This is a genomic window from Paenibacillus herberti, assembly GCF_002233675.1.
Lineage (GTDB): Bacteria > Bacillota > Bacilli > Paenibacillales > Paenibacillaceae > Paenibacillus_O > Paenibacillus_O herberti.
This window is the reverse complement of the sequence record NZ_NMUQ01000003.1, coordinates 396,597-420,700: the sequence shown is the minus strand read 5'-3', so window position 1 is coordinate 420,700 and position 24,104 is coordinate 396,597. Positions and strand designations below refer to the sequence as shown.

Genomic DNA, 24,104 nt, shown 5'->3' with positions numbered 1-24,104 from the left:
ATCGTCTTACTCTCGAAACCTCGTAGCTATCTAGCCGCCATCTTCTCCTTAAGCGCAAGGAAGCGACCATAAGCTTCCGCTGCCATAGCACTCGTTCCCGTACCGCCGGATGGCTCATACTGCTCAACGTCAAATGAATCGCGGATAACGCGGCGCGCTTCCCGTACACCAGACAGCTCACCAGCAGCGATCCACTGTACTGCCAGATTACCGATGGCACTGCCCTCGGCCGGTCCAGCCCATACCGGCAGCCCCAGACTGTCGGCCGTCCACTGGCAAAGCAGTCGGTTCTGGATACCGCCGCCGACCATATGCAGCCCGGAGAACCTCCGCCCGCTGGCCTGCTCCGTTTGCTCGAAGATATAACGGTATTGTAAAGCCAAACTTTCCAGAATACAACGAGCGTACCCGCCATAACCCCGAGGCTCCGGCTGGCCGGTCTCCCGGCACCACTCCCGGATGCGCGGCGTCATTGCACCGGCATGCAGGAAGCGGCTGTCGTCGGGATCAATGAGCGGCCCGCCAGCAGGAAGCGCTTGCACTTCCTGTAGAAGCTCGGCATAACCCGGGCAATGCCCTTCACGCTCCCACTCGCGGCGCGTTTCCTCCAAAATCCACAGCCCCATGATGTTTTTCAGAAGACGCCAGCTGCCCTCTACGCCGCCCTCGTTCGTAAAATTATACCGTAACGCCTCCGCGCTAAGCACCGGTTCTGGCACTTCCGTGCCCATGAGCGACCAGGTGCCGCAGCTTAGGTAGGCAAAGTTGTCCTCCAGCGCCGGCACAGCGGCAACGGCTGAGGCCGTGTCATGCTCCGCGGCGCAAAGCACCTCGATCGGGCCGAGCCCGAGCTCCCCGCGCAGCGCCTCGGTCAACTCGCCTGCGGCCGCGCCCGGCTGAGCGAGCGGTGCAAACAGCCGCACCGGAACACCAGCTGCCTTGAGCAGCTCATTGTCCCAGCTGCGAGTTTGCGGGTTCAACAAGCCAGTCGTTGTCGCGTTAGTGAACTCCTGTCTTTTCACGCCAGTGAGGAAATAACGCAGCAGATCAGGGATCATAAGCAACGTCTGCGCCTGCTTTAGCTGCGGCGAACCCTGCTCTGACATTGCGGCCAACTGGTAGATCGTATTGAACGGCAGAAACTGTAGTCCGCTGCGACTGAACAGCCACTCGTCGCCATGACGCTCGCGGAGCCTCTCCATGACGCCATCTGTACGTCGATCCCGATAATGAACTGGGTTACCGAGCAGCTCGCCGTCCGCTCCGAGCAGTCCGAAGTCGACCGCCCATGAGTCGATCGCCATACTGGCAGGCTCCTGACCGGCATGCCGTTTGGCTTGCAGCAGTCCCTGCTTCAGCTCATGCAGCAACCGCAGAATGTCCCAGTGCAGGCGTGGACCGGCCTGTACCGGCTGGTTCGGGAAGCGATGTACTTCCTGCAGCTCGATGCGGCGGCTGCCCAGCCTTCCCAGCACGGCGCGGCCGCTGCCCGCTCCAAGGTCGAAGGCAAGGCGCGTCGTCATACGCGCGCTTCCTCGCCGCGTGGAAGCTGAACCTGTTGTTCATACTCTTTGACATCGGCCAGCCATGCTTCGCGAGCTGGTACGCCGCTGAGTTCGCAGTAGTAATCCCAAATTGCGCCGAATGGATACGATTTAAACTCCTCCGCCAATGCCAGGCGAGTCGTGTAATCGCCAGCCAGCTCTGCCCGGCGAAGCTCTTCTGCCGGCTCAAGCATTGCACGCATCAACGCCTTCAGCGTGCTGCGCGTGCCGATGACCCAAGCAGCGACGCGGTTGATGCTGCCGTCAAAGAAGTCGAGGCCGATATGTGTACGCTCCAGCAAATCTCCGCGTACAAGTTCGCGCCCAATTTCCAGCAGCTCGTCGTCAAGAATGACGACATGGTCGCTGTCCCAGCGCATCGGGCGGCTCACATGCAGCAAAATGCCGGAAGCGAACAGAGACAACGAGCTCAGCTTGTTCGAGATTGTCTCCGTCGGATGGAAGTGCCCGGAATCAAGACAGATGAGCTTGTTGTTTTGCAGCCCGTAGCCCATGTAGAACTCATGCGAGCCGACAACATAAGCTTCGGAGCCGATGCCGAACAGCTTGCTTTCCACTGCGTCCAGATTGTGAGCCGGATCAAGCGGCTCAGAGAATACCTCATCGAGCGCTTCCTTCAGGCGCACGCGCGGTGCGAGACGGTCCGCAGGAATGTCTTTGTAGCCGTCAGGAATCCATACATTCGTGACACATGGCTGGCCAAGCGTCTCGCCAAAAAACGCACCAATACGGCGGGAAGCCTTACAATGGTCGATCCAGAACTGCCGGATTGTCTCATCGGGATGACTAAGCGTGAAGCCGTCTGCAGCCTTTGGATGCGAGAAGCAGGTTGGATTGAAGTCGAGGCCAAGCCCCTGCTCTGCCGCCCAATCAACCCAAGCCTGGAAGTGGCGCGGCTCCAGCGCGTCCAGATCCACCTTTTCGGCGGTATCGGCGTAAATCGCATGCAGGTTGACTTTGTGCTTGCCGGGAATGAGTGAGAACGCTTTTTCCAGGTCGCCCCGCAGCTCATCTGGAGTACGAGCAGCCCCCGGGTAAGAGCCAGTGACGGAAATTCCGCCGGACAGCTCCTGATCCTGGAACAAGAAACCGCGAACATCATCGCCTTGCCAGCAGTGGACGGACAGCTTGATGCGGGAGAGCTCCTCTAGAATTGCGTCGGTATCGATGCCGTGTTTAGCGTACTGCTCCCGTGCCAGCTCATAGCTTTGTCTAATGGTTGGGTTCAATTGACGTCAGCCTCCTTAGGTTATATAGGATGATGCTTGGGAATGCTCCTGCTGCGCCGGCGCAGCAGGAGTAAAGGCACATTATCGAGTGAACGCCGCCGGTACGCCGCCGTCGATCGTCAACATGCAACCGGTGGTTTTTTCCGAGCGGGAAGAGGCGAAGAAAGCAATGCCCTCCGCGATGTCACGCGGATAAATGTTGACACGCAGCGTTGTGCGCTGGCGATAATACTCCTCTAGCTGATCCGGTGCGATGCCATAGGCTGCGGCGCGCTCCTCGCGCCAGGACGAGTTCCAGATGGCCGAGCCCTGCAGAATAGCATCCGGAAGAATCGTGTTCACACGGATGCCGAACTCGCCGCCCTCGGCAGCGATACAGCGCGCCAGATGTGCTTCAAGCGCCTTAGCTGCGCTGTAAGCGGAGGCATTTTTGCCTGCATACACCGAGTTTTTGGAGCCGATGAATACCATGCTGCCGCCGCGTCCCTGCTCCTGCATCTGGCGAAAAGCTTCCCGAGCGACGAGGAAATATCCCGTGCCGAGCACATTGATGTTGAGGTTCCATTCTTTCAGCGTCGTTTCATTAAACGGGCTGGACGTAGCGAGACCGGCATTGTTGACGATGATGTCCACGCCGCCATAGGACAGAGCAGCTTCGGCATAAGCTGCCGCAACTTGCTCCTCGCTAGTGACGTCCATACGTACCGCGATTGCACGGCCCTCGCCGAAGCGAGCGTTGATGTCGTCGGCAACCTTTTGCGCGCCCTCAAGATTGAGATCGGCAAGCACCAAATGCGCGCCGCCGAGAGCGAGGCGGCGTGCGGTTTCGCTGCCGATGCCGCCAGCGCCGCCGGTGATGAAGGCGATTTGACGCGAGAATTCAGCCTCGGCAGGAGCGAGCGACAGCTTATACAGCTCAAGCGGCCAGTATTCAACGTTGTAGGATTCATTTTCGCTAAGGGATACGAACTGGCCGAGCGCCGTCGCGCCGCGCATGACCGCAACAGCCCGATGATAAAGCGCGCCGCTCACACGGGAGTTGGCCTCGCTTTTGCCGGTGTTCACCATGCCCACGCCAGGAATCAGGATGACACGCGGAGCCGCCTCGAAGCATTTGTCGCCCTCATTGCGGTTGCGCTCGAAATACGCTTTGTAGTTCTCTTTGTACGTCTCGATTCCCTCTTTGAGCAGCATCTTGAGTCCTTCGATGTTGGAAGCGTCCGGCGCCCAGTCGACGAGCAGCGGCACGACCTTCGTATGCACAAGATGATCCGGGCAAGCAGCACCGACCTGCGACAGCTGTGGTGCGTCCGCTCCACCAGCGAATGCCAGAATGTCATCTCTATCGTCAAAAGTAAGCACCATACGCTTCTCGTCGCTTACTGCACCGCGAATCAGCGGCATGACGGCGGCCGCGATGCTGCGACGCTCCTCTTGCGACAGCGGAGCATGCTTCAGTCCGCCGAACAGCTTCGCTTCGTTGACGCGAGCTTCGATGTACGACTCCGCTTCGCTGATGATGCGGATCGTTTGCGCGTAACACTCCTCCTGCGTCTCACCCCAGGTGACGAGGCCATGCTTTTCCATCAATACGAGCTCGGCCTGCGGGTTGGAGCGCACGCCTTCGGCGATCATTTTGGACAAGGTGAAGCCCGGACGGATATAAGGCACCCAAACGAAGCGATCGCCGAAAATGTCGCGAGCAAGCTCGCGGCCATTATCCGCACAACATAACGAGATGATCGCATCAGGATGGGTATGGTCCACATGTTTAAACGGCAGAAACGCATGGAGCAACGTCTCGATGGAAGCGCGCGGATGGCGCGAGTCGATCATGCAATTGGCGAGATAGGCAACCATATCCTCGTCGCTCATTTCCCCCCGCTCGAAGAGCGGACGCACATCGTCAAGACGCAAACCGGTAAAATTGCCCTCCTTCATCGTCGCTAGATCGGAGCCGCTTCCTTTTACATACATGACCTCGACCTCGCGGCCGCGGAAGTCCGTCACAACCGTCTTTGTTGATGTATTGCCTCCGCCCCAGTTGCATACAGACCGGTCAGCCCCAATGAGATTGGAACGGTAAACGAGTCCTGCGAGCCCTTCCAGAGACGAACTCTCTGTTACGGATGCCGCCTTATCCGCTTCCTCTTGCCTCCATAAGCTTTGCACCATGTTGAACTGCCTCCGTTTTTGTTTGAATGATAGGTAAAAAGAGAATTAATGCCGATAAATAATCTTTGAATTTGCTTGATCCAACTATATCATGTTTGTTTTGGTTTGAATATCTGTTTTTTAGTTTGAATCCCTAGTTGGAGGTTTCATTTGATTGTTGATTGACCCTTCTATTCACTGCCCAGGAACGGAAGGCGTATAGACACAGACAATAAACTAACGCATTGATTAAACCGCATATACACATAAACCACTCGATACCGCCAAAGCCCCCTCCAGCATTAGAACCATTTTCCGATGCAAAAGCATAATACACGTATAAAGCTACAACCAGAGCTCCGGCCGCACTATGAAGCAGCAGCGACAACACAAACTTTCCGCGCTTTACAGACCGTACCGCACGCTCCAGCACGATTGAGACTGGCACTCCGATGATTAGCGTTCCAATCCAACAGAACATCAGCACTGGAAGGAACATGCTTAGCTCCATGAAAATAAAAGAAATAAACACCGAGCTTATGACAGGCGCTATGAATATGGAAATTACAATCGCAACAAATTGAGCCTTGAAGCTTGCTAGCTGCTGCATCTGTTCTTCTCTAGTCATGATGGGCTCCTTCGCAATTGGGAATTAACCCCACTCTAACGCCGAAGCAAGTTTTTGTGCAGGACTGAATTTCATAGGCCCCCTGGCGCTTGGGTGTTTGCGAACTTTGGGCAAATGTTCACTTGTGGCTTAATCGGCACCAAACCCTGTGAGGACGGTCACATCTCATTCATGCGGTATTTGCTACAGTAGAGCCATGTAACGGGAGGAGGAGAAATAAAATGAACCGGGGCAGCGGCATCATGACGCCGGAGACGGCGCCTGGCAACTCGTTCGTATTCTCAGCCGACAGCTTCGGCAAGCTGACTGCACTCATGCGTAAACATCTGGTTCCGGCTGGAGTTAACATTTTCTCGGAGGGAGAACCGTCCAATTACTGGTACTATCTTGAACAAGGCCATGTGAAAGGAACAAAAACGAGCGCGGAGGGCAAGGAGTTCACGATGTATGGTTACAAACAGGGGGATTTTTTCGGCAATCTTGGGTTTGATGAAGAGCCGCTCCAGAGCTTCAGCGCCGTCACACAAACCGATTCCATCATCAGCTTCCTACCACGAGGTGAGCTGGAATTCGCGCTGTGGCGCTTCGGCAGTCTAGCTCTGGAAAGCATGGACTGGCTGAGTCAAATGAACCGACTCACAGGAACGAAGCTGCGCGACCTCATGTTATACGGCAAGCCTGGCGCGCTCTGCTCCACACTCATCCGCATGGCCAATACGTATGGCGTCACTTGCGAGGACGGGATACTCATCGAGCAGAAAATGACCAATATGGAGCTTGCCGACGCGATCGGCGCTGCCCGTGAAAGCGTCAATCGCATGCTGGCCGATTTCCGGCGTGCCGGTGCCGTGTCAATGCGCCAGGGACATATTGTCATCCATGACATGCAATATCTAATGCAGCTCTGTCATTGCGAAAATTGTCCGAAGGAAGTTTGCCGGATGTGATGTGGTCCAATTATACGATTCAAAAAGCGGAAGACCTCCTCTGAGGCCTTCCGCTTTTTGATTGCTTTTTTGATTGCTTATCAGGCCCATTCCGGGCCGAGACTACACGGAAACTGCTTTCTCCGCCGCCTCCACCGTATGCTTGAGCAGCGTGGCAATCGTGACAGGCCCGACACCAGCAGGAACGGGTGTGATGGCGGAGACATTTTCTAAACAAGCCTCGTAATCCACATCCCCAACGTTGCCTTCATTGTACCCGGCATCAAGGACAACCGCCCCAGGCTTGATCCAGTCTGCCTGCACGAATTTCGCTTTACCGACGGCTGCTACAACGATATCGCCTAACCGCACCAGATCGGCGAGATTCGTAGTTTTAGAATGGCAGGTTGTAACCGTAGCATTCCGATTCAGCAGCATTTGAGAGACCGGCTTGCCGAGAATCGGGCTTCTACCGATAACAACCGCATGTTTGCCCTCAATCGGGATATTGTAGTAGTCCAGAATAGCCACGATTGCTGCAGGTGTACAGGCAGGGAAATCGGCGAAGCCAAATGCTGTCCGAGCGAAACCAAGCGTCGTTACGCCATCCACATCCTTTTCGATAGCAATTGCGTCAAAAGCCGCCCGCTCATTGATATGATGGGGAACGGGATGCTGTAGCAGAATCCCATGCACTTTAGGGTCCAAATTCAGCTCCCGAATCGCCGCGAGCAGCTCTTCCGTCGACGTATGCTCTGGCAAGTCGATGCGAATCGATTGAATACCGAGCCGTTTGCATGCATTGCCTTTCATTTTCACATAAGTCGCGGATGCCGGATCTCCTCCTACCAAAATCGTAGCCAAACAAGGAATCACCCCTTGCTCCGCTAGACGGCTCACCTTATCCCCCAGCTTCTCCTTCATGTCCGCAGCAACCCGCGCGCCATCCAAAATCAATGCTTCCGAGATCATCGTCATCATCCCTTCGAAATAGTGAATTGAACAAAAAGAGGTAAGGGGACGGTTGTCCCCCTACCTCTGCCCAGGCGTACGGCATGTTTATCTATGCGCTCCCTCATGGTTCCCCATGCTCCGCCAGTTACGCATAGTTTAGTCCTTCCATCATACAACAGGATGGCAGCCTTGCCTACTCCGCTGCCTCCTCCACTCGCGATTTGGGTAGCGGAAGCTTGAAGATTGCGCTTGGCAAGCTTAGCCACCTGTTCATTGATGACGATAACAGCTTCTTTACGGAGTCAATTAAAGTGGATTGTTAGGATACCGGTTCTTCAAACCAGCCGAAAGCGATTCTAGCCTTGATCGTGCTGGAGGTAGCAGGGTTAATTAAGCCGCCCCACGCATTTGCTCCTTGGCCGATCGTCAGCGTTTCCGTTTGTCCTATAAAGTATTTTCCTTGAAGAGATTGGTATAGCACATTGGGAATGCTTACGACTTTAGGGAGTCGAATAGAATTTTTCAGACCACTCTTTTTAAGTTTCACTCTTTATCACTCCAGTACATAGTTTGTACTTAAAAGATATGAGAATGAATCTTTAAGAGTGTATAAATAATAGAAAGATAGGCTGCCTATCCGACTACTTTATTTACAGACTCCAAAAACGCATACGTTGAACACTTCCCCCACTTGCATAGGCCTATAGAGGTGGGGGATTCTTGCGAACAGAGAAGCAACCCTCTCTTATTTAGCAAGCGATCTCTGCGGTTCCCGCTGTTCAGTTGGGGTCACCCAACAAGCAAACGAAGTCCTTCTTTCAGGATATTCATACTGGCATTATGATCTCGGTCATGCTGCGTTCCGCAATCGGAACAGTTCCATTCCCGTATGTTGAGTGGTAACTTCCATTTTACCCGAAACCAACATGGGCCTTTTTGTTTTTAGGTGTCGCCCTTCATATTCCAATTCATCAAGATAAAATCAACAATCGATCAGTTACATCCCGGATCGATCACCTAATCCTTAAGCACAAGTCCAAAAAGGCTAGCAAAAATAAACGCCTGCTCCCGAGAAATGATACAGCCCTTCAAATCCTCCGGCTTGACCGCCAGGCCGTTGAATTCGCAATCGCTCAGGTCGATGCCCTTCAGCTCCGTCCCAAGCTGGGCTCCATCAAGCTTGCAGCGATGGAACTCCGTCTTGGCGAGCTTGGACATACAGAAGTCCGACCTATTCATAGAGCTCTCTGCATATACGACATGTTTGGCTGTAGATGCCCGCAGATTGGCGTAATCAAGCAGGCAATCCTCGAACAGCACATTGCGCAGCGTCGCATCGCTCAGATCAACGCCAATCATTTTGCAGGAGTGGAACTCCGCCCGGTGAATGACCGCGCCGCTGAAATCGGCATTGGACAGGTCACATTTCTCAAAAATGACGTCGGTAAGCTCCAACTCGCGCAGCGACACCGATGTGAACGTAACATTCCGAAACCGCATCCCGTCAAAAATGACTTTGGACGCCTCCTGATCCTCGATGACCCCGTCCTGAACAATTCCCAGCTCGAGGATATCCCTCGTATGTAAACGCTCAGGAATTTGCAGCTCCGACAGCTCCGCTGGAAGCTTGGGCGCCTCAATCTTCAGCCTTTTTCTTGCATTGCTCATTCAACGATCCCTCCGCTCTTCAAAGAACACTAGTTCTCATGATAGAATATTAAATGGGCTAGGCGCAAGCGCGATTAAATCGCAGCAAATCTGTTCCTCCACCACCTTTTTGGAAGAAAGCGTCGAAATTCGGTATAATGAGAGAAACGAATTGAACAGGAGTTTAGAAATGAAACCGATTGGAAGAAACGAAACATGTTATTGCGGAAGCGGAAAAAAATATAAAAAATGCTGTATACAAAAGGATGAGCTTCAGAAAAAGAACAGCATGGCAAGCCACGGAAATGTAATTCAGTTCCCTGGTAGCACCAGGCCTCCAGAGAGCCAATACAGCCTGGATCAGATGATGGAAACCATCAGTGACATGCTGATCTGGAAATCCGAGGCATACAAAGAAGTGGCGGAGATTTTCGTCTCCAGGCTCCATCGCAACTATTCCCTTCACCACGGACAGGCTCGACAATTTGTATTCAACTTGACCACCAACTGGCATCAGTTCTCAAGTGAAATCGAACCGAAATTCCGCAAGTCTGGAGGCTTTGCTGGAGCTTTGGAATATATGGCGGCTATTAACTTGTCCGTTGATACAACGCAGAAGGAGCTCGCGATCCAACACGCAGTATCTGAGGGAACCTTGAGCCGTTGCTTCGCTCAGCTCTTTGATTACATGCGGCATAACGGGTTACTACCAGGCGATTCTCCCATTACTCACCCTAGTGAATCCAGACAACAGGGATTCTCACTCAAAGAGGGTGAAGAGCAAATGCGCGCCATTACCGAGCTGCTAAACGCTCAGAATTTCCAATCCAGCGCAGAAGCGCAAGCCTTCCTGGACAAGCTTATGCGGGATGGGTCTCCTAAACCGATCAATAACCAAGCGAGCAGAGCTCAGCAAGCCCGAGAGCTGCTCATAACAGCAGATCGTGAGCCAAACTCCAAAAAGCGGATTGAACTGGCGAAACAGGCCATGAAACTCGATCCTGGCAATGCCGACATATACTTGATTTATTCTCAGGAAGCAAAGACAGTGAGGGATGCACTGCATTATGCAAAACTCGGCATGGAAGCGGCGAAGACCAGCTTGGGAGCGGACTTCTTCAAGGAAAACACGGGGCATTTCTGGGGCTTGATCGAGACTCGGCCCTTTATGCGCGCCAAATTTGCTTATGCTCAGCTGCTTCAAGAGGAAGATAACGACAAAGACGCAGCCTCTCAATACGAAGAGCTGTTGACGTTATGTCCCAATGACAATCTTGGCGTGAGATATGAGCTCCTAGCGATTTATTTGAACCAAAACGAGCTGAAGCTTGCTCAGCAGCTGTTTGACGAGCATGAAGAGCATACAACAAACGTTCTTTATGATCGGCTTGTGCTGGAATATCTCAAAAATGGGATCAGCGATAGGCTGGCTCCTCTCGCCAGCGCTGCCCGCAAGGCCAATCCGTATGTGATCGCTTATGTTACCGGCCAAAAGAAACTGTCCCGGATGCAGAACGACTACATCACTGCCGGAGATGAAAGTGAAGCAGAGAATTATGCCTATAGCCATAGAAAATTGTGGATTAAGCCGGAGCTGGCTAAACTCAGAGCCTGGCTGAAACAGCAACAATAAACGTTCAAAAAGGACCTGATTTTTCGCATCTATGCGGGAACCAGGTCCTTTTGTGATTAGTTACTCGATGTTAAAATCAAAATACCGCTTCGGATAGGGCTCCTTCTCCATTGTATAATGCCACCATTCCTTGCTATAGGGCTTGAAGCCGCCTTGCTCCATGGCCCGCTTGAGCACCGAACGCGCCAGAGCCTGCTCTTTGCTGATCTTTTTTGTACCGTGGCTGGAGATGTCTCCAAAAAAATCAAAAGGAGATCCCATATCGACCTCTTTGCCGGTAGCGAGATGGTACAGCGTCAGATCAACTGTACTGCCGCGCGAATGACCGGAGCGTGAGGAGATGTAGCCGAGCTTGAACGTTTTGGACTTGTCCACCTCGGGATAGAATTCCTGCTTCATCTTTGTATCGCCCTCGTCCTTGGACCAGGCAACAAACTGCTTCACGGTCTTTACTGGTCGGTAGGCATCAAAAATCTTCAATCCGTACCCCTTCGCCGAAAGGGACTTATGTACTCCATTCAGTGCCCCGGCAGCCTGCTCCGTCATGACGGCCAGCGGCGCATTGTAGCCGTTCAGCCTTTTGCCGATGAAATTAAACTCGCCGTAATAACGGATTTCATACTGAGCGTTAGGAATGACCTCATCGAGGTAAAGGAATCCTGCAGGCAGCTTGCGCTTGCGTTCCACAGTTTGTTTTTCCCCCTTCACATTGGGCTTGGCGGAAGGCTCCGGTGATGCTGTCAGGCTGAGCTTAGCTGCCGGCTTGGTCGATGGCAACGGCTGCTGCGACGGGACCGGCGGTTTTTGCTGAGTTGCGCCAGGCGCTGAAGCAGCAGGTCCAGGCTGCCCGCTCTTAGCCTGGGGCGGCGAAAGGGACTGCAAGTCGCGGGACTCTGTCCCGCTGTTCGCCAGCCCGCAGCCTGCCGGAAGCAGCGTCAGCGCTGCCGACAAGGCAACTGTTTTAATATAGGTAAGCCTCATAATTCCCCACTCCATTACCAATATTCAGGAACTTTATCTTCACTTTAAACGTGTACATACAGCTTATATCCTAAACTAGCGGGTTCCATCCAGAAAGGAAATAATGAGTGAACCAGTCTCCCTTGCTTTTACTACGTGATGTTGGCAAACGGTATGGTGATCGGGACATTCTGTCCTCCGTCTCACTCCGCCTACAGGAGGGCGAAATAGTATTCATTCGGGGCGGCAACGGCTCCGGCAAGAGTACACTGCTGAAGCTGGCAGCCGGACTCGTCCCTCTCGACTCTGGCACGCGCAGCATCCAGCCTTCCAAAATGATTAGCTATACCCCGGATCGGCTGCCTAAGCTGAAGATGACATCGGACGAGTATTTGACGCATATGGGCCGCATTAGCGGTATGAACAAGCAACCTCTGCAAGACCGAATCAAGGAGTTGCATGAATGGTTCGACTTGCCCTATCGCTCCAAAACTCATCTCTCTCATTATTCCAAAGGCATGCTGCAAAAAACGAACCTTATGCAAGCCATTCTTCGCCAACCGGATCTTCTCCTGCTGGACGAGCACTTTCTCAGGACTCGACGATGAAGCCGCAGTCCGGCTATTATCCATCCTTAAGCAGCTTTCAGATGGCGGCACAACCATCGCGGTTGCCGTTCATGAATCTTGGGTGGCCGAGAAACTGTCAGGACGAACCTGCACGCTGCGACAAGGCATCCTGCTGGAAGAGGACGGCACAGAAACAGTAAATCTCTATGAAGCGGTATGCCTTCTGAGCGACTCTTCCCGTCGAGAGTTAACAGCAGATTTCCCCTTTGAGGAATTGGGGCGTAGCCGCTGTGTAATTCCGGAAGACCAGTTGCGAGAATTCCTGCTCAGACTTCATTTTGCTGAAATAAGGCTTCTGAGGTCCGTTACGCATGAAGGTTCTCTGATTCATGCAAACGAAGCTCAAAACGCCTCAGATTCGAAAACGATTCAGCACTATCAGCCGATATTTGTACTGGCGATCAAAATAATTAAGGGGCAGCCCAAAAGTCATCTAACAATGACTTTTGGGACAGCCCCTTATTCGATCTTACCTACTGTTCATTCACTGCGTTGCGCTGCTCTATCCCCCGCTTGGCGGCTATATGGCTACTGCATTGCATTGTCTCGCTGGCCGCATTGTGCTAATGGCCCCCTAGCTTTGCGGCTATCTTGCCACTGTGCTGCGCTGCGTTATGTTGCTCGCTCCCTCGGTTGACGGCTATGGAGTGCGGCGCCCGCGCTCCGGCCCTGCTCGATCCACTTCACAGCTCGCTCAACCTCATTCGTGGTTGGCTCGCGCCAGCCTTCCAGCGTGTAGTCGCGGTTTAGCTGCTGCCATTTGAAAACACCCATCCGATGGTAAGGCAACACCTCGACCCTCTCCACCTTCCGTAGGCCGGAAATGAAACGTCCTAGCGCCAGCAGGTCGGCGGCGTTGTCCGTCAATCCCGGCACGAGCACGCGCCTGATCCACATCGGGATGCCTCGCTGCGACAGATGTCTAGCGAAGTTGAGAATTCGCTCATTGGGCTGCGTCGTCAACTGGCGATGACCTTCGGAATCCATATATTTGAGATCCAAAAGCACCAAATCCGTCACGGACAGCAGCGCTTCGGCGTGATGCGGGTCACAGAAACCGGAGGAGTCGAGGGCGGTATGCAGTCCCCAGCGCTCCTTGCACTCGCGGAACAACTCTGCAACGAACGGCGCTTGCAGCGTCGGTTCACCACCGGTGACCGTAATGCCACCTCCTGAGCTCCTGTAATAGTCGACGTAAGGCTCCATTTCGGCCAAAATTTCCTCAACTGTAAACGACTTGCCACCCGTCATGTCCCATGAATCGGGGTTGTGGCAGTAACGGCATTGCAACGCGCAGCCTTGCATGAACAAGACGAAACGGATTCCCGGACCATCAACCGTTCCGAACGTTTCGAGAGAGTGGATTCTCCCCGTATGCATGATGATTCCCTCCCTCTCTCATAACGGCAATACAGGTGGATTTTAACGGTGCAGGCTTGAACGGAGCACTGGTATGACCTTGTAGAAGCGGAACACTCCGTTGAGCCATCCAGATGCCATCCTCCAAGTGCCATCACACCGATCCGTGAAACGTCCGATTGATGACATCAAGCTGCTGCTCCCGAGTCAGCTTAATAAAGTTGACCGCGTATCCCGAGACGCGGATCGTGAGCTGAGGATACTGCTCGGGATGCTCCATAGCATCCATAAGCTGCTCGCGGTTGAACACATTGATATTGAGATGATGGCCGCCCTTCGTGCTGTATCCATCTAGCAACGATACTAGGTTACGCACGCGATCATCCGCTTCTTTGCCGAGCGCCTTTGGAATAATTGAAAAGGTGTTCGAGATGCCATCCAGGCTGCTGTCATACGGCAGCTTGGCGACTGAGTTCAGCGAGGCGAGAGCGCCCTTACGGTCGCGGCCGTGCATCGGGTTCGCGCCTGGAGCAAACGGCTCGCCGGCCTTGCGGCCATCCGGCGTACTGCCGGTTTTTTTGCCGTAAACAACATTCGAAGTAATGGTCAGCAGGGACTGTGTGTGTACCGCGCCGCGGTAGGTATCATGCTGCTTGAGCTTGTTCATGAAGCGCTCCGTCAACTCTACGGCAATGTCGTCGACACGGTCATCATTGTTGCCATATTGCGGGTATTCTCCCTCGATAACAAAGTCGACTGCCAGCCCGCGCTCATCGCGGATCGGACGGACCTTAGCGTATTTGATCGCGCTCAGCGAATCAGCGACAACCGACAGGCCAGCTATGCCGCAAGCCATCGTGCGAACGATTTCGGCGTCATGAAGCGCCATTTCGATGCGCTCGTAGCAGTATTTATCATGCATATAATGGATGACGTTGAGCGTGTTGATGTACAATCCCGCCAGCCAATCCAGCATGCCGTTATAGCGCGCCAGTACGTCTTTGTAGTCGAGTACTTCCGCAGTAATCGGCGCATAAGCCGGTCCCACCTGCTCACCAAGCTGCTCATCCACACCTCCGTTGATCGCGTACAGCAGAGCCTTGGCCAAATTCGCCCGCGCTCCGAAAAACTGCATCTGCTTGCCGATCCGCATCGCCGATACACAGCAGGCAATGCCATAGTCATCGCCATACAGCGGCCGCATAAGATCATCGTTTTCGTACTGGATCGAGCTTGTATCGATAGATACTTTGGCACAGTACTCCTTGAAGCCTTTCGGCAGTTGGTTCGACCACAGCACCGTCAAGTTCGGCTCAGGAGCTGGGCCGAGATTGTACAGAGTGTGCAGGAAGCGGAAGCTGTTTTTCGTAACTCGCGAGCGCCCATCGAGACCCAAACCGCCGATCGATTCCGTTACCCAAGTGGGGTCGCCGCTGAACAGCTCGTTGTAATCAGGCGTACGAAGAAATTTGACGAGCCTAAGCTTCATGACAAGATGGTCGATCAGCTCCTGTGCTTCTGCTTCATGCAGGTTTCCTTCCTTCAGGTCGCGGTTGATGTAAATATCGAGGAAGCTGGAGATGCGCCCGATGCTCATCGCTGCACCGTTCTGTTCTTTGATCGCAGCCAGATAGGCAAAATATAGCCACTGAACCGCTTCCTTCGCCGTCCCCGCCGGTTGGGAAATATCGAAGCCGTAGGCTGCGGCCATCAGCTTCAATTCTGCCAACGCGCGGATCTGTTCCGACAGCTCCTCGCGGGCGCGGATGGAATCTTCCGACATAGCGCCGTTCTCGCGCTGTTTGAGCTCGGCTTTTTTGTCGGAGATGAGACGATCAACGCCATACAGAGCAACACGTCGGTAATCACCGATAATGCGTCCGCGTCCATAAGCATCCGGCAAGCCAGTAATGATACCGGCTTTGCGCGCCATGCGCATTTCAGACGTATAGGCATCGAATACACCTTGATTATGCGTCTTGCGGATGTCGGTAAACAGCTTTACCATATCGTCCGACGCCCTGTAGCCATACGCTTCACAGGCGTCTATGACCATGCGAATGCCGCCGAGCGGTTGCACGGAGCGCTTCAACGGCGCATCTGTTTGCAGACCGACGATCTGCTCCAGCTCCCGGTCAATATAACCCGGATCATGCGAGGTGATCGTCGAAACTATGTCCGTGGACACATCCAGTACGCCGCCGTTTTCTCTTTCCTGCCGCATCAGCTCCAGTACGTTATCCCACAGCTTTCGCGTGGCTTTCGTCGGCTCCGCGAGAAAGCCCTCATTCCCATCGTATGGGCTAATGTTGGCGCCGATGAAGTCATTCACATCGATATGCCGCTGCCATTTGCCTGAGCGGAAGCCCCTCCACATGGTGGATTGAGGCGATTGAGCCGATTGCTCTCCTACCGAACGTACTCCCTGTTCATTGGCTGCCATTTCAGGTTCCTCCTTCGGGTTTATTCCTTAAAGCTGCTGCGGAGCAGCCCCTGCTCCGCAGCCTCCTACTCTGCATTCGACCCGTTCTAGAACCGCCCGTAGAAAGCGTTGCGGTACACTTGGGCCAGCTCTGTCACAAGCGGCATGCGCGGGTTCGCAGTTGTGCATTGATCCTCAAAAGCCCGGTCGGCCAGCTCGTCGACCTGTGCTTCAAAGTCATTTTCGTCAAATCCGAGCGCCTGGAACGTTTCAGGAATGCCGAGCGAGCGGTTCAGTCCGCGGATCGCCTCGATGAGGCTGTTGACACCCTCTTCGGTCGTGCGTGCCGACAATCCCAACAGTCGAGCGATATCGGCATAGCGCTTATCGGCAACGAAATGATCGTATTTAGGGAAGGAAGCGAATTTCGTCGGCTCCGAAGCGTTGTACTTGATGACATGTGGCAGCAGGATAGCATTTGTGCGGCCGTGAGCCGTATGATATTTGCCGCCCCATTTATGCGCTAAGCTGTGATTGATTCCGAGGAAAGCATTGGCAAAGGCCATACCGGCGATCGTCGAGGCATTGTGCATTTTCTCTCGGGCACGCGGGTCGGCGTTATGGTACGAAGCCTCCAAGTTTTCAAACACAAGCTGGATCGCCTTGAGAGCCAGGCCGTCCGTGTAGTCATTGGCCATAACCGACACGTACGACTCGATGGCATGTGTCAAAACATCCATCCCTGTATCGGCAACCGCTATTTTCGGCAGGGAGTACACATAATCTGGATCAACGATAGCGACATCCGGCGTCAGCTCGTAATCGGCCAGTGGATACTTCGTGTTGCCTTTATTTTTATCCGTAATGACCGCGAAGGAAGTAACCTCCGACCCAGTACCCGACGTAGTTGGGATAGCGACGAACTGGGCTTTCTGACCGAGGCGTGGATACTTGTAGATGCGCTTGCGGATGTCCATGAACTTCATTTTTAAAGAGTCGAAGCTTGTATCGGGATATTCGTAGAACAACCACATTGCCTTGGCTGCATCCATGGGAGAGCCGCCGCCGAGGGCGATAATGCAATCCGGCTTAAATGCCGCCAGCATTCGCGTGCCACGTTCCACCGTCTCGACTGAAGGATCGGGCTCCACATCGGAGAAGATTTCAATCGAGACTGGAATCCGGCGTTTACGCAAATAGTACTCAACCTTCTCCACATAACCGAGCTTCACCATCGCCTCATCGGTAATGATCGCCACACGGCTTATATCCGGCATTTTCTCCAAGTATTGTGTAGCTCCACGCTCAAAATAGATTTTCGGCGGAATTTTGAACCACTGCATATTGTTTGTGCGGGTAGCCACGCGTTTGATGTTGATCAGGTTAACCGCCGATACGTTGTTTGTTGTCGAGTTGCTGCCGTAGGAGCCGCAGCCAAGCGTCAGCGATGGCAGGTTTGTATTGTAAATATCGCCGATCGCACCGTGCGTCGAAGGGGAATTAACGATAATCCGTCCCGTCTGCAGCCTGGCCGAGAACGCCGCGATAACTTGCTCGTCTTGGGAGTGGATGACCGAGGAGTGGCCCATACCGCCGAAGGCGACCACCTGGGCTGCACGCTCAATTCCATCCTGCACCGACTTTACCTTGTAACAGGCGAGCACAGGGCTGAGCTTCTCCGCCGACAGTGGGTATTTGGCGCCGACGCCGTCAAGCTCCGCGATGAGAATTTTCGTCTCCTGCAGCACAGTGATTCCAGCCATTTCAGCGATGCGTACGGCAGACTGCCCGACGATGACGGCGTTAACCGCGCATTTGTCTGCGTTGATGACGAGCTTGGAGACGGCCGTTTTTTCCTCCTCGTTCAGGAAATAACAGCCTTTTTGGACCAGCAGCCGTTTCGCTTCGTTGTAAATTGGCTCATCGAGAATAACCGCTTGCTCCGAGGCGCAGATCATGCCGTTGTCGAACGTTTTGGACAGGATCAGGTCGGTTACCGCCTGTTCCAAATTCGCCGTCCGCTCGATGAAGCATGGTACGTTGCCCGGCCCTACGCCGAGCGCCGGCTTGCCGGTGCTGTACGCTGACTTGACCATCGCGGAGCCGCCGGTGGCAAGCACTAATGCAATATCCTTATGGTTCATAAGCAATTGAGTCGCCTCCACGGACGGATGCTCGATCCACTGGATGCAGTGCTCCGGGGCTCCAGCGGCAACAGCCGCTTGCAACAGGATACGGGCTGCCTCGAGGCTGGATTTCTGTGCAGATGGATGGAAGGCAAAAATAATCGGATTGCGAGTTTTCGCCGCTATTAATGCCTTGAACATCGTTGTAGAAGTCGGGTTCGTGACCGGCGTAATGCCAGCTATGATGCCTACCGGCTCCGCCACCTTACGATAGTTTTCGTAGCGATTTTCCTCAATAACACCGACGGTTTTCTCCGCTTTGATGCTATGGTACACGTATTCCGTCGCGAAGATATTTTTGGTGATTTTGTCCTCGTATACACCTCGGCCCGTCTCCTCAACGGCCAGCTTCGCTAGCCGCATATGTTTGTCGAGTCCGGCCAGTGCCATCGCCTGCACGATAACGTCAACTTGCTCCTGGTTCAAGTTCATATATGCTGCCTGTGCCTTCCTGCCCCTGGCTGCCAGCTTGGCTACCTCATCATGTGCGGATACGGCTTGCTGTTGAGCTTTTTCTTTCATCGCCATACTCTTCTGCCTCCTTATCATCGTTTAGTGACGGGCCTCATGCCTTCCCAGCCAGCTTGTTTTGCCGGCCCCGGTATCAGTTCCAGCACGGTCATTCCACCATTTCGTCAAGTAAGGTTTCAGCAGTCCGTCCAGCCCCAGTCGTCCGGCGTTGGCACCAGCAAGGAAGATGATGAATCCGATCAGCAGCAGCCACGGGTTCGTGCTCACCGTACCGGCGAACAGGAACAAGAAGTTGAGCATCATGCCGAAAAATGCTGCGGTTAACGTCAGTCCGCCGAGGATAAGTCCAAGGCCGATCAGGAACTCGCCGACCGGAATCAGGAAGTTGATAAGCTTGACGTTCGGCAGAGCAAAATGCTCAATGAACCAGGTATACGTCGGGAATATAGCCTCCATCGTAGCCCGATCTGCAACCGGCTTGGCAACGGCGCTCTGCAGGAATTTCGTAGCATCAAAGCCGTCCAGCAGCTTGCCCCAGCCCGCGGTCATCCACTCCCAGCCTACATATAATCTCAGCAGCAATATTGCTGCTGCCACCCATACATTTTCCCGGAACCATTTGGCGACCATTACGGTCAACCCCTTTCGTAGATCTAAATTTTATTGTGAATATTTTCACTTAATTTGTTAGCCTCAAAAACTATACGGATCGGACTGGTCCTTCCCTTGCTGGATGACCTCCTCTTCCTCCTGTAAACGGTTGTTGCGGATCGCACATGCCCGACTTTCCTGTTGCGGGGTTACAGTACCCATTCCATCAACCTCCTCTAGTTCATGGCTATAGTGTAACTCCGTCCTACATCGTTGTATGTGAAGAAAATCACATTTCCATTGATTTCGCATCTCCTCTTAAAGTAAACCTTTTCACGAAAAAGTAGGCGTACTTTAGAGGAACTGCATAAATACAGAGAGAAAGATATATCAAGAAAATTAATAATTGCAATCATTATGAGAGTAGAGGTGGTAGAATTTTCAATATTTGATTGTCCTGTAAAATACTATCTTGCATAACTAGCAGAAAGAGAGGGAATTTACATGCAGGAGCAACGATTAGAAAGAGGCCTAAAAAACAGGCATGTACAACTAATTGCGATCGGAGGGGCGATCGGAACCGGATTGTTTCTTGGAGCAGGGAAATCGATCCATTTAGCGGGACCCTCGATTTTATTTGCCTACTTGATTACAGGCGTCATCTGTTTTTTTATTATGCGCGCGCTGGGAGAATTGCTTTTAAGCAACTTGAACTATCATTCCTTTGTTGACTTTGTCCGAGAATATTTGGGAAATATGGCAGCGTTTTTGACTGGCTGGACCTACTGGTTCTGCTGGATTTCTATCGCTATGGCCGACTTAACAGCAGTTGGTCTCTATATCCAATATTGGCTGCCTGGAGTGCCGCAGTGGATGCCGGCGTTAATTGCACTGGTCATCTTGCTCTTTATGAATCTTGCAACGGTAAAATTGTTCGGCGAAATGGAATTCTGGTTCGCATTAATTAAAGTCATCGCGATCTTAGGGCTGATTGTGGTCGGTATTTTCATGATTATTAAAGGCTTTTCCACCGATTCAGGCGCAGCAAGTTTTACGAATCTATGGAGCCATGGCGGTATGTTTCCAAATGGAATTAATGGTTTTATCCTCTCCTTCCAGATGGTCGTATTTGCCTTTGTGGGCATTGAGTTAGTAGGGCTAACAGCAGGGGAAACAGAGGACCCGAAAAGAGTCATTCCAAAAGCAATTAATAATATTCCGATTCGGGTTTTGATTTTTTATATTGGCGCGCTTATTGTCATTATGAGCATTTACCCGTGGAACGCAATTGTCCCAACGGAAAGCCCATTTGTCCAAGTATTCGTGGCCGTTGGTATTGCCGCAGCCGCCGGGATCGTCAATTTTGTTGTGTTGACGTCCGCTGCTTCGGCATGCAACAGCGCCATCTTCAGCACCAGCCGAATGATGTACTCGCTTGCCAAAGATAACAACGCGCCACAATCATTGGCAAATCTGAATGCCCGTAAGGTGCCTTCCAACGCCTTGTTTTTTTCAACTGTCGTTATTCTCATTTCGGTTGTTTTGAACTATGTGATGCCGGAGGGGGTATTCACACTGATTACTAGCATTTCTACCGTTTGTTTCATCTTTATCTGGGGAATCATGATCATCAGTCATTTGAAATACCGCAAAACAAGACCGGATCTGGCGAAGGCGAGCCAATTTAAACTGCCGCTTTATCCGGTTGCCAATTACTTGATTCTGCTTTTTCTGGCGTTCGTTCTTGTTGTGCTTGCGCTTGCGGAGGATACAAGAGTTGCGCTATTCGTAACCCCCGTCTGGTTTATTCTGCTGATTGTCATCTATAAAATGAAAGTGCAGCGTACACGATAATCCGTTGCAAAACAGGCTCCAGCCCATCCTCCCGGGATGATCTGGAGCCTGTTCATCATGGAGCAGAACTGTCCTTCCGCGAAAGCGGAAGTAGTAACCGCACAACGGTTCCGTCGCCGGGCGCGGACTCAATCTCCAGCCTGCCGCCAGCAGCGCGGGCCCGCTCCTCCATACTAAGCAGCCCGACGCCGCGCGAATGCTGCTTCAACTCGAAGCCGACCCCGCTGTCGCGAATGACGGCCTCCAGCAGGCCGTCATTCTCCTGCAATGACACCGACACCTCGGAAACGCCGGCGTATTTGCCCATATTGGTGAGCGATTCCTGAACGATGCGATAAAGCGCCGTTTCGGCCGCCAGCTCCGGTCGCCCTGACAAGCTGTAATTGAACTGCACGCGAATGCCATAATGCTTCTCAAAATTCTGGATATAAGTGCGCAGCGCAGGCACGATACCGAGATCATCCAGCACGGAGGGCCGCAGCTCCCAAGCCATGCCGCGAACCTCTTCCATCAGCTGAAATACTTCACTGAGCAGCCCTTCCAGGCGCGGATCGGCGCTCTCGGAGAGAATACGATCGAGTGAGATTTTAAAGGAGAAAAGGCTCTGCCCAATGCCATCATGCAGCTCTCGTGAGAAGCGGCGGCGTTCTTCCTCTTGAATCTGCATCATGCCAGCCATCGCTTGCTGCAGCTGCTCCTGCGTCTCCTTCAGCTCCGTCACCTCATGGCGGATTGCCAAATATTGATACGGCTGGCCCTCCCCGTTTACAAATGGCACAATCGTCGTGTCCACCCAGTAGAGACGTCCATTTTTCGCCCGGTTGCGCACTTCTCCTTTCCACACTTTTCCCGATGAGATCGTTCGCCAAAGCTCCTTGAAAAACTCCGGGCGGTGATAATCAGACTTCACGACGCGATGCGTCCGCCCAGTCAGCTCTTCCCGACTGTAGCCCGATATCTCGCAAAACTTATCGTTAACATACTGAATCCGTCCAGCGGCATCTGTCACCGCCACTATCGACGCCTCGTCCAGAGCAAACTTAACATCAGCCAACTGTTTGAGCGACTCTCGCAACTGCTCCTTGAACAAAGGATCATCCATGCGGTTACCGATCCCATTCAGCAGATGAGCTGCATTTGCACCGAAGGCTCCCGAAGGAGCTGCCTGTGAATCCGTTTGGCGGTTCCGCCCCTCCGAGTTACTCAAAATTGAGCAGCCCCTTTTTGGCCGCGTATTTCACCAGATCGGGCCTTGTTCTCAAGTCGAGCTTTTCCATCAGATTGCTCTTATGGGTTTCCACCGTTTTAACGCTGATGAATAACAGTTCGGCAATCTCCTTGTTTGCATAACCTTGAGCCACTTTGGCGAGAATCTCCTTCTCCCGTTCCGTAAGCGACTCGAAGCTTCCCCCATAATCTCCGCTTCGCACCTTCTCCAGGTAGTCGCTCATCAGCCGCTTCGTAGCCGAAGGGTACAGATAAGCATTGCCTTGAGCAACATGTTGGACTGCCTGCAATAACTCTTCGTAAGGGGAATTTTTCAAAATATAACCCGATGCCCCGGCATGGATCGCCCGGAACAAATATTCCTCGTCGTCATGCATCGTCAGGATGAGTACGGCCGTATTCGGCAGCAGCTTTTTGAGTTCAGCTGTGGCAGTCAACCCATCCTTGCCATGCGGCATACTGAGATCCATCAGCACGACATCCGGCTGCAGCTCCTGTGCTTTGACGATGGCCTCGTCCCCGTCAGCCGCTTCGCCCACCGCCGCTAGCCCATTCCTACCGTCCATAAGCTGGACCAAGCCGGAACGAACTACGGCATGATCATCGACCACAAGTACATGTATCAAGCCTCCCCCTCCTCCGTTCGCGCTTCATTTCTTCTATTATAGCCGACCGCGCAGTTGGAACGTGATGTGGATCACTGAAAAATAAGGGAATTACCCCCAAGCAGCTCAGGAGGTTCCCCGATAACAAAGCTTCGCCGCTAGAAGTACAATGAAGTTAGATGGAACAGAGGGAGTGAGCGGTCGTGGCAATGAGAAAGCCGGCGGAACGTTCGGCCTATAATGGCAGTCAACACAACGAAGCGAAGCGCGCGGGATTTTCCGCTTGTTTTACAGAAGCGCAATGGAAAAATATTGTGGAGCTTATGTTGGAGCGCCGCGTCGAAGCTGGCAGCTTGCTATTCTCGGAGGGTGAAGCCGCCAATAAGCTGTATTGCGTCCTGTCGGGCAAGATCAAGCTGCGTAAGTCGACGGAAGACGGCAAGCAGTTTGTTCTTTCGATTTTGCAGTCCGGCGACTTGATCGGCAGCACTGAAGCGGGGTCCGTGTACGGATTCAGTGCCGAAGTAGCCGAAGAGGCGCGGATTGGCGTTTTGCTCTGGAAGGACGTGGAGCAACTGCTTCTGACAAGTGGAGAGCTGGCTGTACGCTGGATGAACGGCATGGCGCTGCAGCAGCGAATTGCGGAATCCAAGTTCCGCGACCTGCTGCTGTACGGCAAACCTGGCGCGCTCGCCAGCACACTTATCCGCCTTGCTAATAGCTACGGAGTTCTGCGCAGGGACGGCGTGGAAATCAGCCTACGGCTAACAAACGCCGAGATGGCCGAGTTCATTGGCACAACCCGCGAAAGCGTCAATCGGATGCTCGCCTCCCTGAAGGACGAGGGAATTGTGGCCGTCCGCAGCGGCCTGATCACTATTACGGATCAAGCCGCTCTGCGCCGCATTTGCGGCTGTCCCGAATGTCCGGCTTGTCCGAAGGAAGTTTGCCGGATCTAAGATTTTATTTACCTTTTTGTAGTAGGTGAGGCTTGTATTAAAAATGAAAAAAAGAGACCACATGCGAATGTAAACTCGCATGTGGTTTAAGATACGCTATTAATC

The 24,104-nt window shown here is 53.1% G+C and carries 20 protein-coding genes, 1 pseudogene and 1 riboswitch; of the genes and pseudogenes, 6 read left to right on the top strand and 15 right to left on the bottom strand.

Going from position 1 to position 24,104, the window contains the following annotated elements:
* Positions 1-26 precede the first annotated feature (26 nt).
* From CGZ75_RS21385 to CGZ75_RS21370, 4 genes are all read right to left on the bottom strand, one after another.
* A complete protein-coding gene (locus CGZ75_RS21385; protein WP_089526292.1) occupies positions 27-1,523 on the bottom strand; it encodes a rhamnulokinase in 1,497 nt (498 codons plus the stop codon).
* Complete coding sequence (rhaA, locus tag CGZ75_RS21380; protein WP_089526291.1) at positions 1,520-2,794, bottom strand: L-rhamnose isomerase; 1,275 nt, start codon at positions 2,792-2,794, stop codon at positions 1,520-1,522. Before rhaA ends, CGZ75_RS21385 begins: the two co-directional genes overlap by 4 nt.
* A gap of 81 nt (positions 2,795-2,875) precedes the next feature.
* Complete coding sequence (locus tag CGZ75_RS21375; RefSeq protein ID WP_089526290.1) at positions 2,876-4,969, bottom strand: bifunctional aldolase/short-chain dehydrogenase; 2,094 nt, start codon at positions 4,967-4,969, stop codon at positions 2,876-2,878.
* Positions 4,970-5,102: 133 nt separating this feature from the next.
* Positions 5,103-5,576, bottom strand: coding sequence for a hypothetical protein (locus tag CGZ75_RS21370; protein ID WP_089526289.1), 474 nt, complete (start codon positions 5,574-5,576; stop codon positions 5,103-5,105).
* Between the two features lie 221 nt (positions 5,577-5,797).
* Between CGZ75_RS21370 and CGZ75_RS21365 the strand changes: the two genes are divergently transcribed.
* Positions 5,798-6,523 carry a Crp/Fnr family transcriptional regulator gene (locus tag CGZ75_RS21365; protein WP_245851030.1) on the top strand — a complete coding sequence of 242 codons (726 nt, stop codon included), beginning with the start codon at positions 5,798-5,800 and terminating at the stop codon, positions 6,521-6,523.
* A 102-nt stretch (positions 6,524-6,625) separates the two neighbouring features.
* Here CGZ75_RS21365 and CGZ75_RS21360 read toward each other — a convergent pair whose 3' ends face one another.
* From CGZ75_RS21360 to CGZ75_RS21345, 4 genes are all read right to left on the bottom strand, one after another.
* A complete protein-coding gene (locus tag CGZ75_RS21360; protein WP_089526288.1) occupies positions 6,626-7,474 on the bottom strand; it encodes a bifunctional 5,10-methylenetetrahydrofolate dehydrogenase/5,10-methenyltetrahydrofolate cyclohydrolase in 849 nt (282 codons plus the stop codon).
* Positions 7,475-7,535: 61 nt separating this feature from the next.
* Positions 7,536-7,615, bottom strand: a riboswitch (ZMP/ZTP riboswitch).
* A gap of 160 nt (positions 7,616-7,775) precedes the next feature.
* Entirely contained in the window at positions 7,776-8,003 is a 228-nt protein-coding gene (locus CGZ75_RS24840) for a DUF6143 family protein (RefSeq protein ID WP_141136860.1), read from the bottom strand.
* Positions 8,004-8,245: 242 nt separating this feature from the next.
* A complete protein-coding gene (locus CGZ75_RS21350; protein ID WP_483869968.1) occupies positions 8,246-8,347 on the bottom strand; it encodes a zinc ribbon domain-containing protein in 102 nt (33 codons plus the stop codon).
* A 126-nt stretch (positions 8,348-8,473) separates the two neighbouring features.
* Positions 8,474-9,124 carry a pentapeptide repeat-containing protein gene (locus CGZ75_RS21345; protein ID WP_089526287.1) on the bottom strand — a complete coding sequence of 217 codons (651 nt, stop codon included), beginning with the start codon at positions 9,122-9,124 and terminating at the stop codon, positions 8,474-8,476.
* A gap of 169 nt (positions 9,125-9,293) precedes the next feature.
* Between CGZ75_RS21345 and CGZ75_RS26560 the strand changes: the two are divergent.
* Positions 9,294-9,359: pseudogene (locus tag CGZ75_RS26560) on the top strand (SEC-C metal-binding domain-containing protein); the annotation flags it as partial.
* Between the two features lie 33 nt (positions 9,360-9,392).
* The gene (locus tag CGZ75_RS21340) at positions 9,393-10,736 is read left to right on the top strand and encodes a tetratricopeptide repeat protein (protein WP_245851028.1); all 1,344 of its coding nucleotides are present in this window, start codon (positions 9,393-9,395) and stop codon (positions 10,734-10,736) included.
* A 60-nt stretch (positions 10,737-10,796) separates the two neighbouring features.
* Here CGZ75_RS21340 and CGZ75_RS21335 read toward each other — a convergent pair whose 3' ends face one another.
* Positions 10,797-11,717, bottom strand: coding sequence for a M15 family metallopeptidase (locus tag CGZ75_RS21335; RefSeq protein ID WP_089526285.1), 921 nt, complete (start codon positions 11,715-11,717; stop codon positions 10,797-10,799).
* 107 nt (positions 11,718-11,824) lie between these two features.
* Here CGZ75_RS21335 and CGZ75_RS21330 point away from each other — a divergent pair, with 107 nt between their 5' ends.
* Positions 11,825-12,304 (top strand): ATP-binding cassette domain-containing protein, encoded by a 480-nt coding sequence (locus tag CGZ75_RS21330; RefSeq protein ID WP_089526284.1) that lies wholly within the window; start codon positions 11,825-11,827, stop codon positions 12,302-12,304.
* A 633-nt stretch (positions 12,305-12,937) separates the two neighbouring features.
* Here the strand turns inward: CGZ75_RS21330 and pflA are convergent.
* The 4 genes from pflA to CGZ75_RS21310 all read right to left on the bottom strand — a co-directional run bounded on the left by pflA (position 12,938) and on the right by CGZ75_RS21310 (position 19,393).
* On the bottom strand, positions 12,938-13,705 hold the full coding sequence (gene pflA / locus CGZ75_RS21325) for a pyruvate formate-lyase-activating protein (RefSeq protein ID WP_089526283.1): 768 nt from the start codon (positions 13,703-13,705) through the stop codon (positions 12,938-12,940).
* Between the two features lie 133 nt (positions 13,706-13,838).
* The gene (gene pflB, locus CGZ75_RS21320; RefSeq protein WP_245851068.1) at positions 13,839-16,061 is read right to left on the bottom strand and encodes a formate C-acetyltransferase; all 2,223 of its coding nucleotides are present in this window, start codon (positions 16,059-16,061) and stop codon (positions 13,839-13,841) included.
* A gap of 152 nt (positions 16,062-16,213) precedes the next feature.
* The gene (adhE, locus tag CGZ75_RS21315; RefSeq protein ID WP_089526281.1) at positions 16,214-18,820 is read right to left on the bottom strand and encodes a bifunctional acetaldehyde-CoA/alcohol dehydrogenase; all 2,607 of its coding nucleotides are present in this window, start codon (positions 18,818-18,820) and stop codon (positions 16,214-16,216) included.
* A 24-nt stretch (positions 18,821-18,844) separates the two neighbouring features.
* A complete protein-coding gene (locus CGZ75_RS21310; protein ID WP_089526280.1) occupies positions 18,845-19,393 on the bottom strand; it encodes a DoxX family membrane protein in 549 nt (182 codons plus the stop codon).
* Positions 19,394-19,858: 465 nt separating this feature from the next.
* On the opposite strand from CGZ75_RS21310, the gene CGZ75_RS21305 reads away from it, so the two are divergent.
* Positions 19,859-21,208, top strand: coding sequence for an amino acid permease (locus CGZ75_RS21305; RefSeq protein ID WP_089526279.1), 1,350 nt, complete (start codon positions 19,859-19,861; stop codon positions 21,206-21,208).
* A 55-nt stretch (positions 21,209-21,263) separates the two neighbouring features.
* Here CGZ75_RS21305 and CGZ75_RS21300 read toward each other — a convergent pair whose 3' ends face one another.
* Complete coding sequence (locus tag CGZ75_RS21300) at positions 21,264-22,310, bottom strand: PAS domain-containing sensor histidine kinase (RefSeq protein WP_089526540.1); 1,047 nt, start codon at positions 22,308-22,310, stop codon at positions 21,264-21,266.
* A 97-nt stretch (positions 22,311-22,407) separates the two neighbouring features.
* On the bottom strand, positions 22,408-23,061 hold the full coding sequence (locus CGZ75_RS21295; RefSeq protein ID WP_089526278.1) for a response regulator transcription factor: 654 nt from the start codon (positions 23,059-23,061) through the stop codon (positions 22,408-22,410).
* 188 nt (positions 23,062-23,249) lie between these two features.
* Here CGZ75_RS21295 and CGZ75_RS21290 point away from each other — a divergent pair, with 188 nt between their 5' ends.
* Positions 23,250-23,999 (top strand): Crp/Fnr family transcriptional regulator, encoded by a 750-nt coding sequence (locus CGZ75_RS21290; RefSeq protein ID WP_245851067.1) that lies wholly within the window; start codon positions 23,250-23,252, stop codon positions 23,997-23,999.
* The last annotated feature ends 105 nt before the right edge of the window (positions 24,000-24,104 follow it).

Bases quoted from the DNA above. Each gene is read 5' to 3' on its own strand.
- pflA (WP_089526283.1), bottom strand. From the start codon at position 13,705: ATGCATACGGGGAGAATCCACTCTCTCGAAACGTTCGGAACGGTTGAT.
- CGZ75_RS21300 (WP_089526540.1), bottom strand. From the start codon at position 22,310: ATGGATGATCCTTTGTTCAAGGAGCAGTTGCGAGAGTCGCTCAAACAG.
- CGZ75_RS21375 (WP_089526290.1), bottom strand. From the start codon at position 4,969: ATGGTGCAAAGCTTATGGAGGCAAGAGGAAGCGGATAAGGCGGCATCC.
- CGZ75_RS21365 (WP_245851030.1), top strand. From the start codon at position 5,798: ATGAACCGGGGCAGCGGCATCATGACGCCGGAGACGGCGCCTGGCAAC.
- CGZ75_RS21385 (WP_089526292.1), bottom strand. From the start codon at position 1,523: ATGACGACGCGCCTTGCCTTCGACCTTGGAGCGGGCAGCGGCCGCGCC.
- CGZ75_RS21305 (WP_089526279.1), top strand. From the start codon at position 19,859: ATGCAGGAGCAACGATTAGAAAGAGGCCTAAAAAACAGGCATGTACAA.
- CGZ75_RS21370 (WP_089526289.1), bottom strand. From the start codon at position 5,576: ATGACTAGAGAAGAACAGATGCAGCAGCTAGCAAGCTTCAAGGCTCAA.
- CGZ75_RS21360 (WP_089526288.1), bottom strand. From the start codon at position 7,474: ATGATCTCGGAAGCATTGATTTTGGATGGCGCGCGGGTTGCTGCGGAC.
- CGZ75_RS21310 (WP_089526280.1), bottom strand. From the start codon at position 19,393: ATGGTCGCCAAATGGTTCCGGGAAAATGTATGGGTGGCAGCAGCAATA.
- CGZ75_RS21340 (WP_245851028.1), top strand. From the start codon at position 9,393: ATGGCAAGCCACGGAAATGTAATTCAGTTCCCTGGTAGCACCAGGCCT.
- CGZ75_RS21290 (WP_245851067.1), top strand. From the start codon at position 23,250: ATGAGAAAGCCGGCGGAACGTTCGGCCTATAATGGCAGTCAACACAAC.
- adhE (WP_089526281.1), bottom strand. From the start codon at position 18,820: ATGGCGATGAAAGAAAAAGCTCAACAGCAAGCCGTATCCGCACATGAT.
- pflB (WP_245851068.1), bottom strand. From the start codon at position 16,061: ATGTGGAGGGGCTTCCGCTCAGGCAAATGGCAGCGGCATATCGATGTG.
- CGZ75_RS21345 (WP_089526287.1), bottom strand. From the start codon at position 9,124: ATGAGCAATGCAAGAAAAAGGCTGAAGATTGAGGCGCCCAAGCTTCCA.
- CGZ75_RS21335 (WP_089526285.1), bottom strand. From the start codon at position 11,717: ATGAGGCTTACCTATATTAAAACAGTTGCCTTGTCGGCAGCGCTGACG.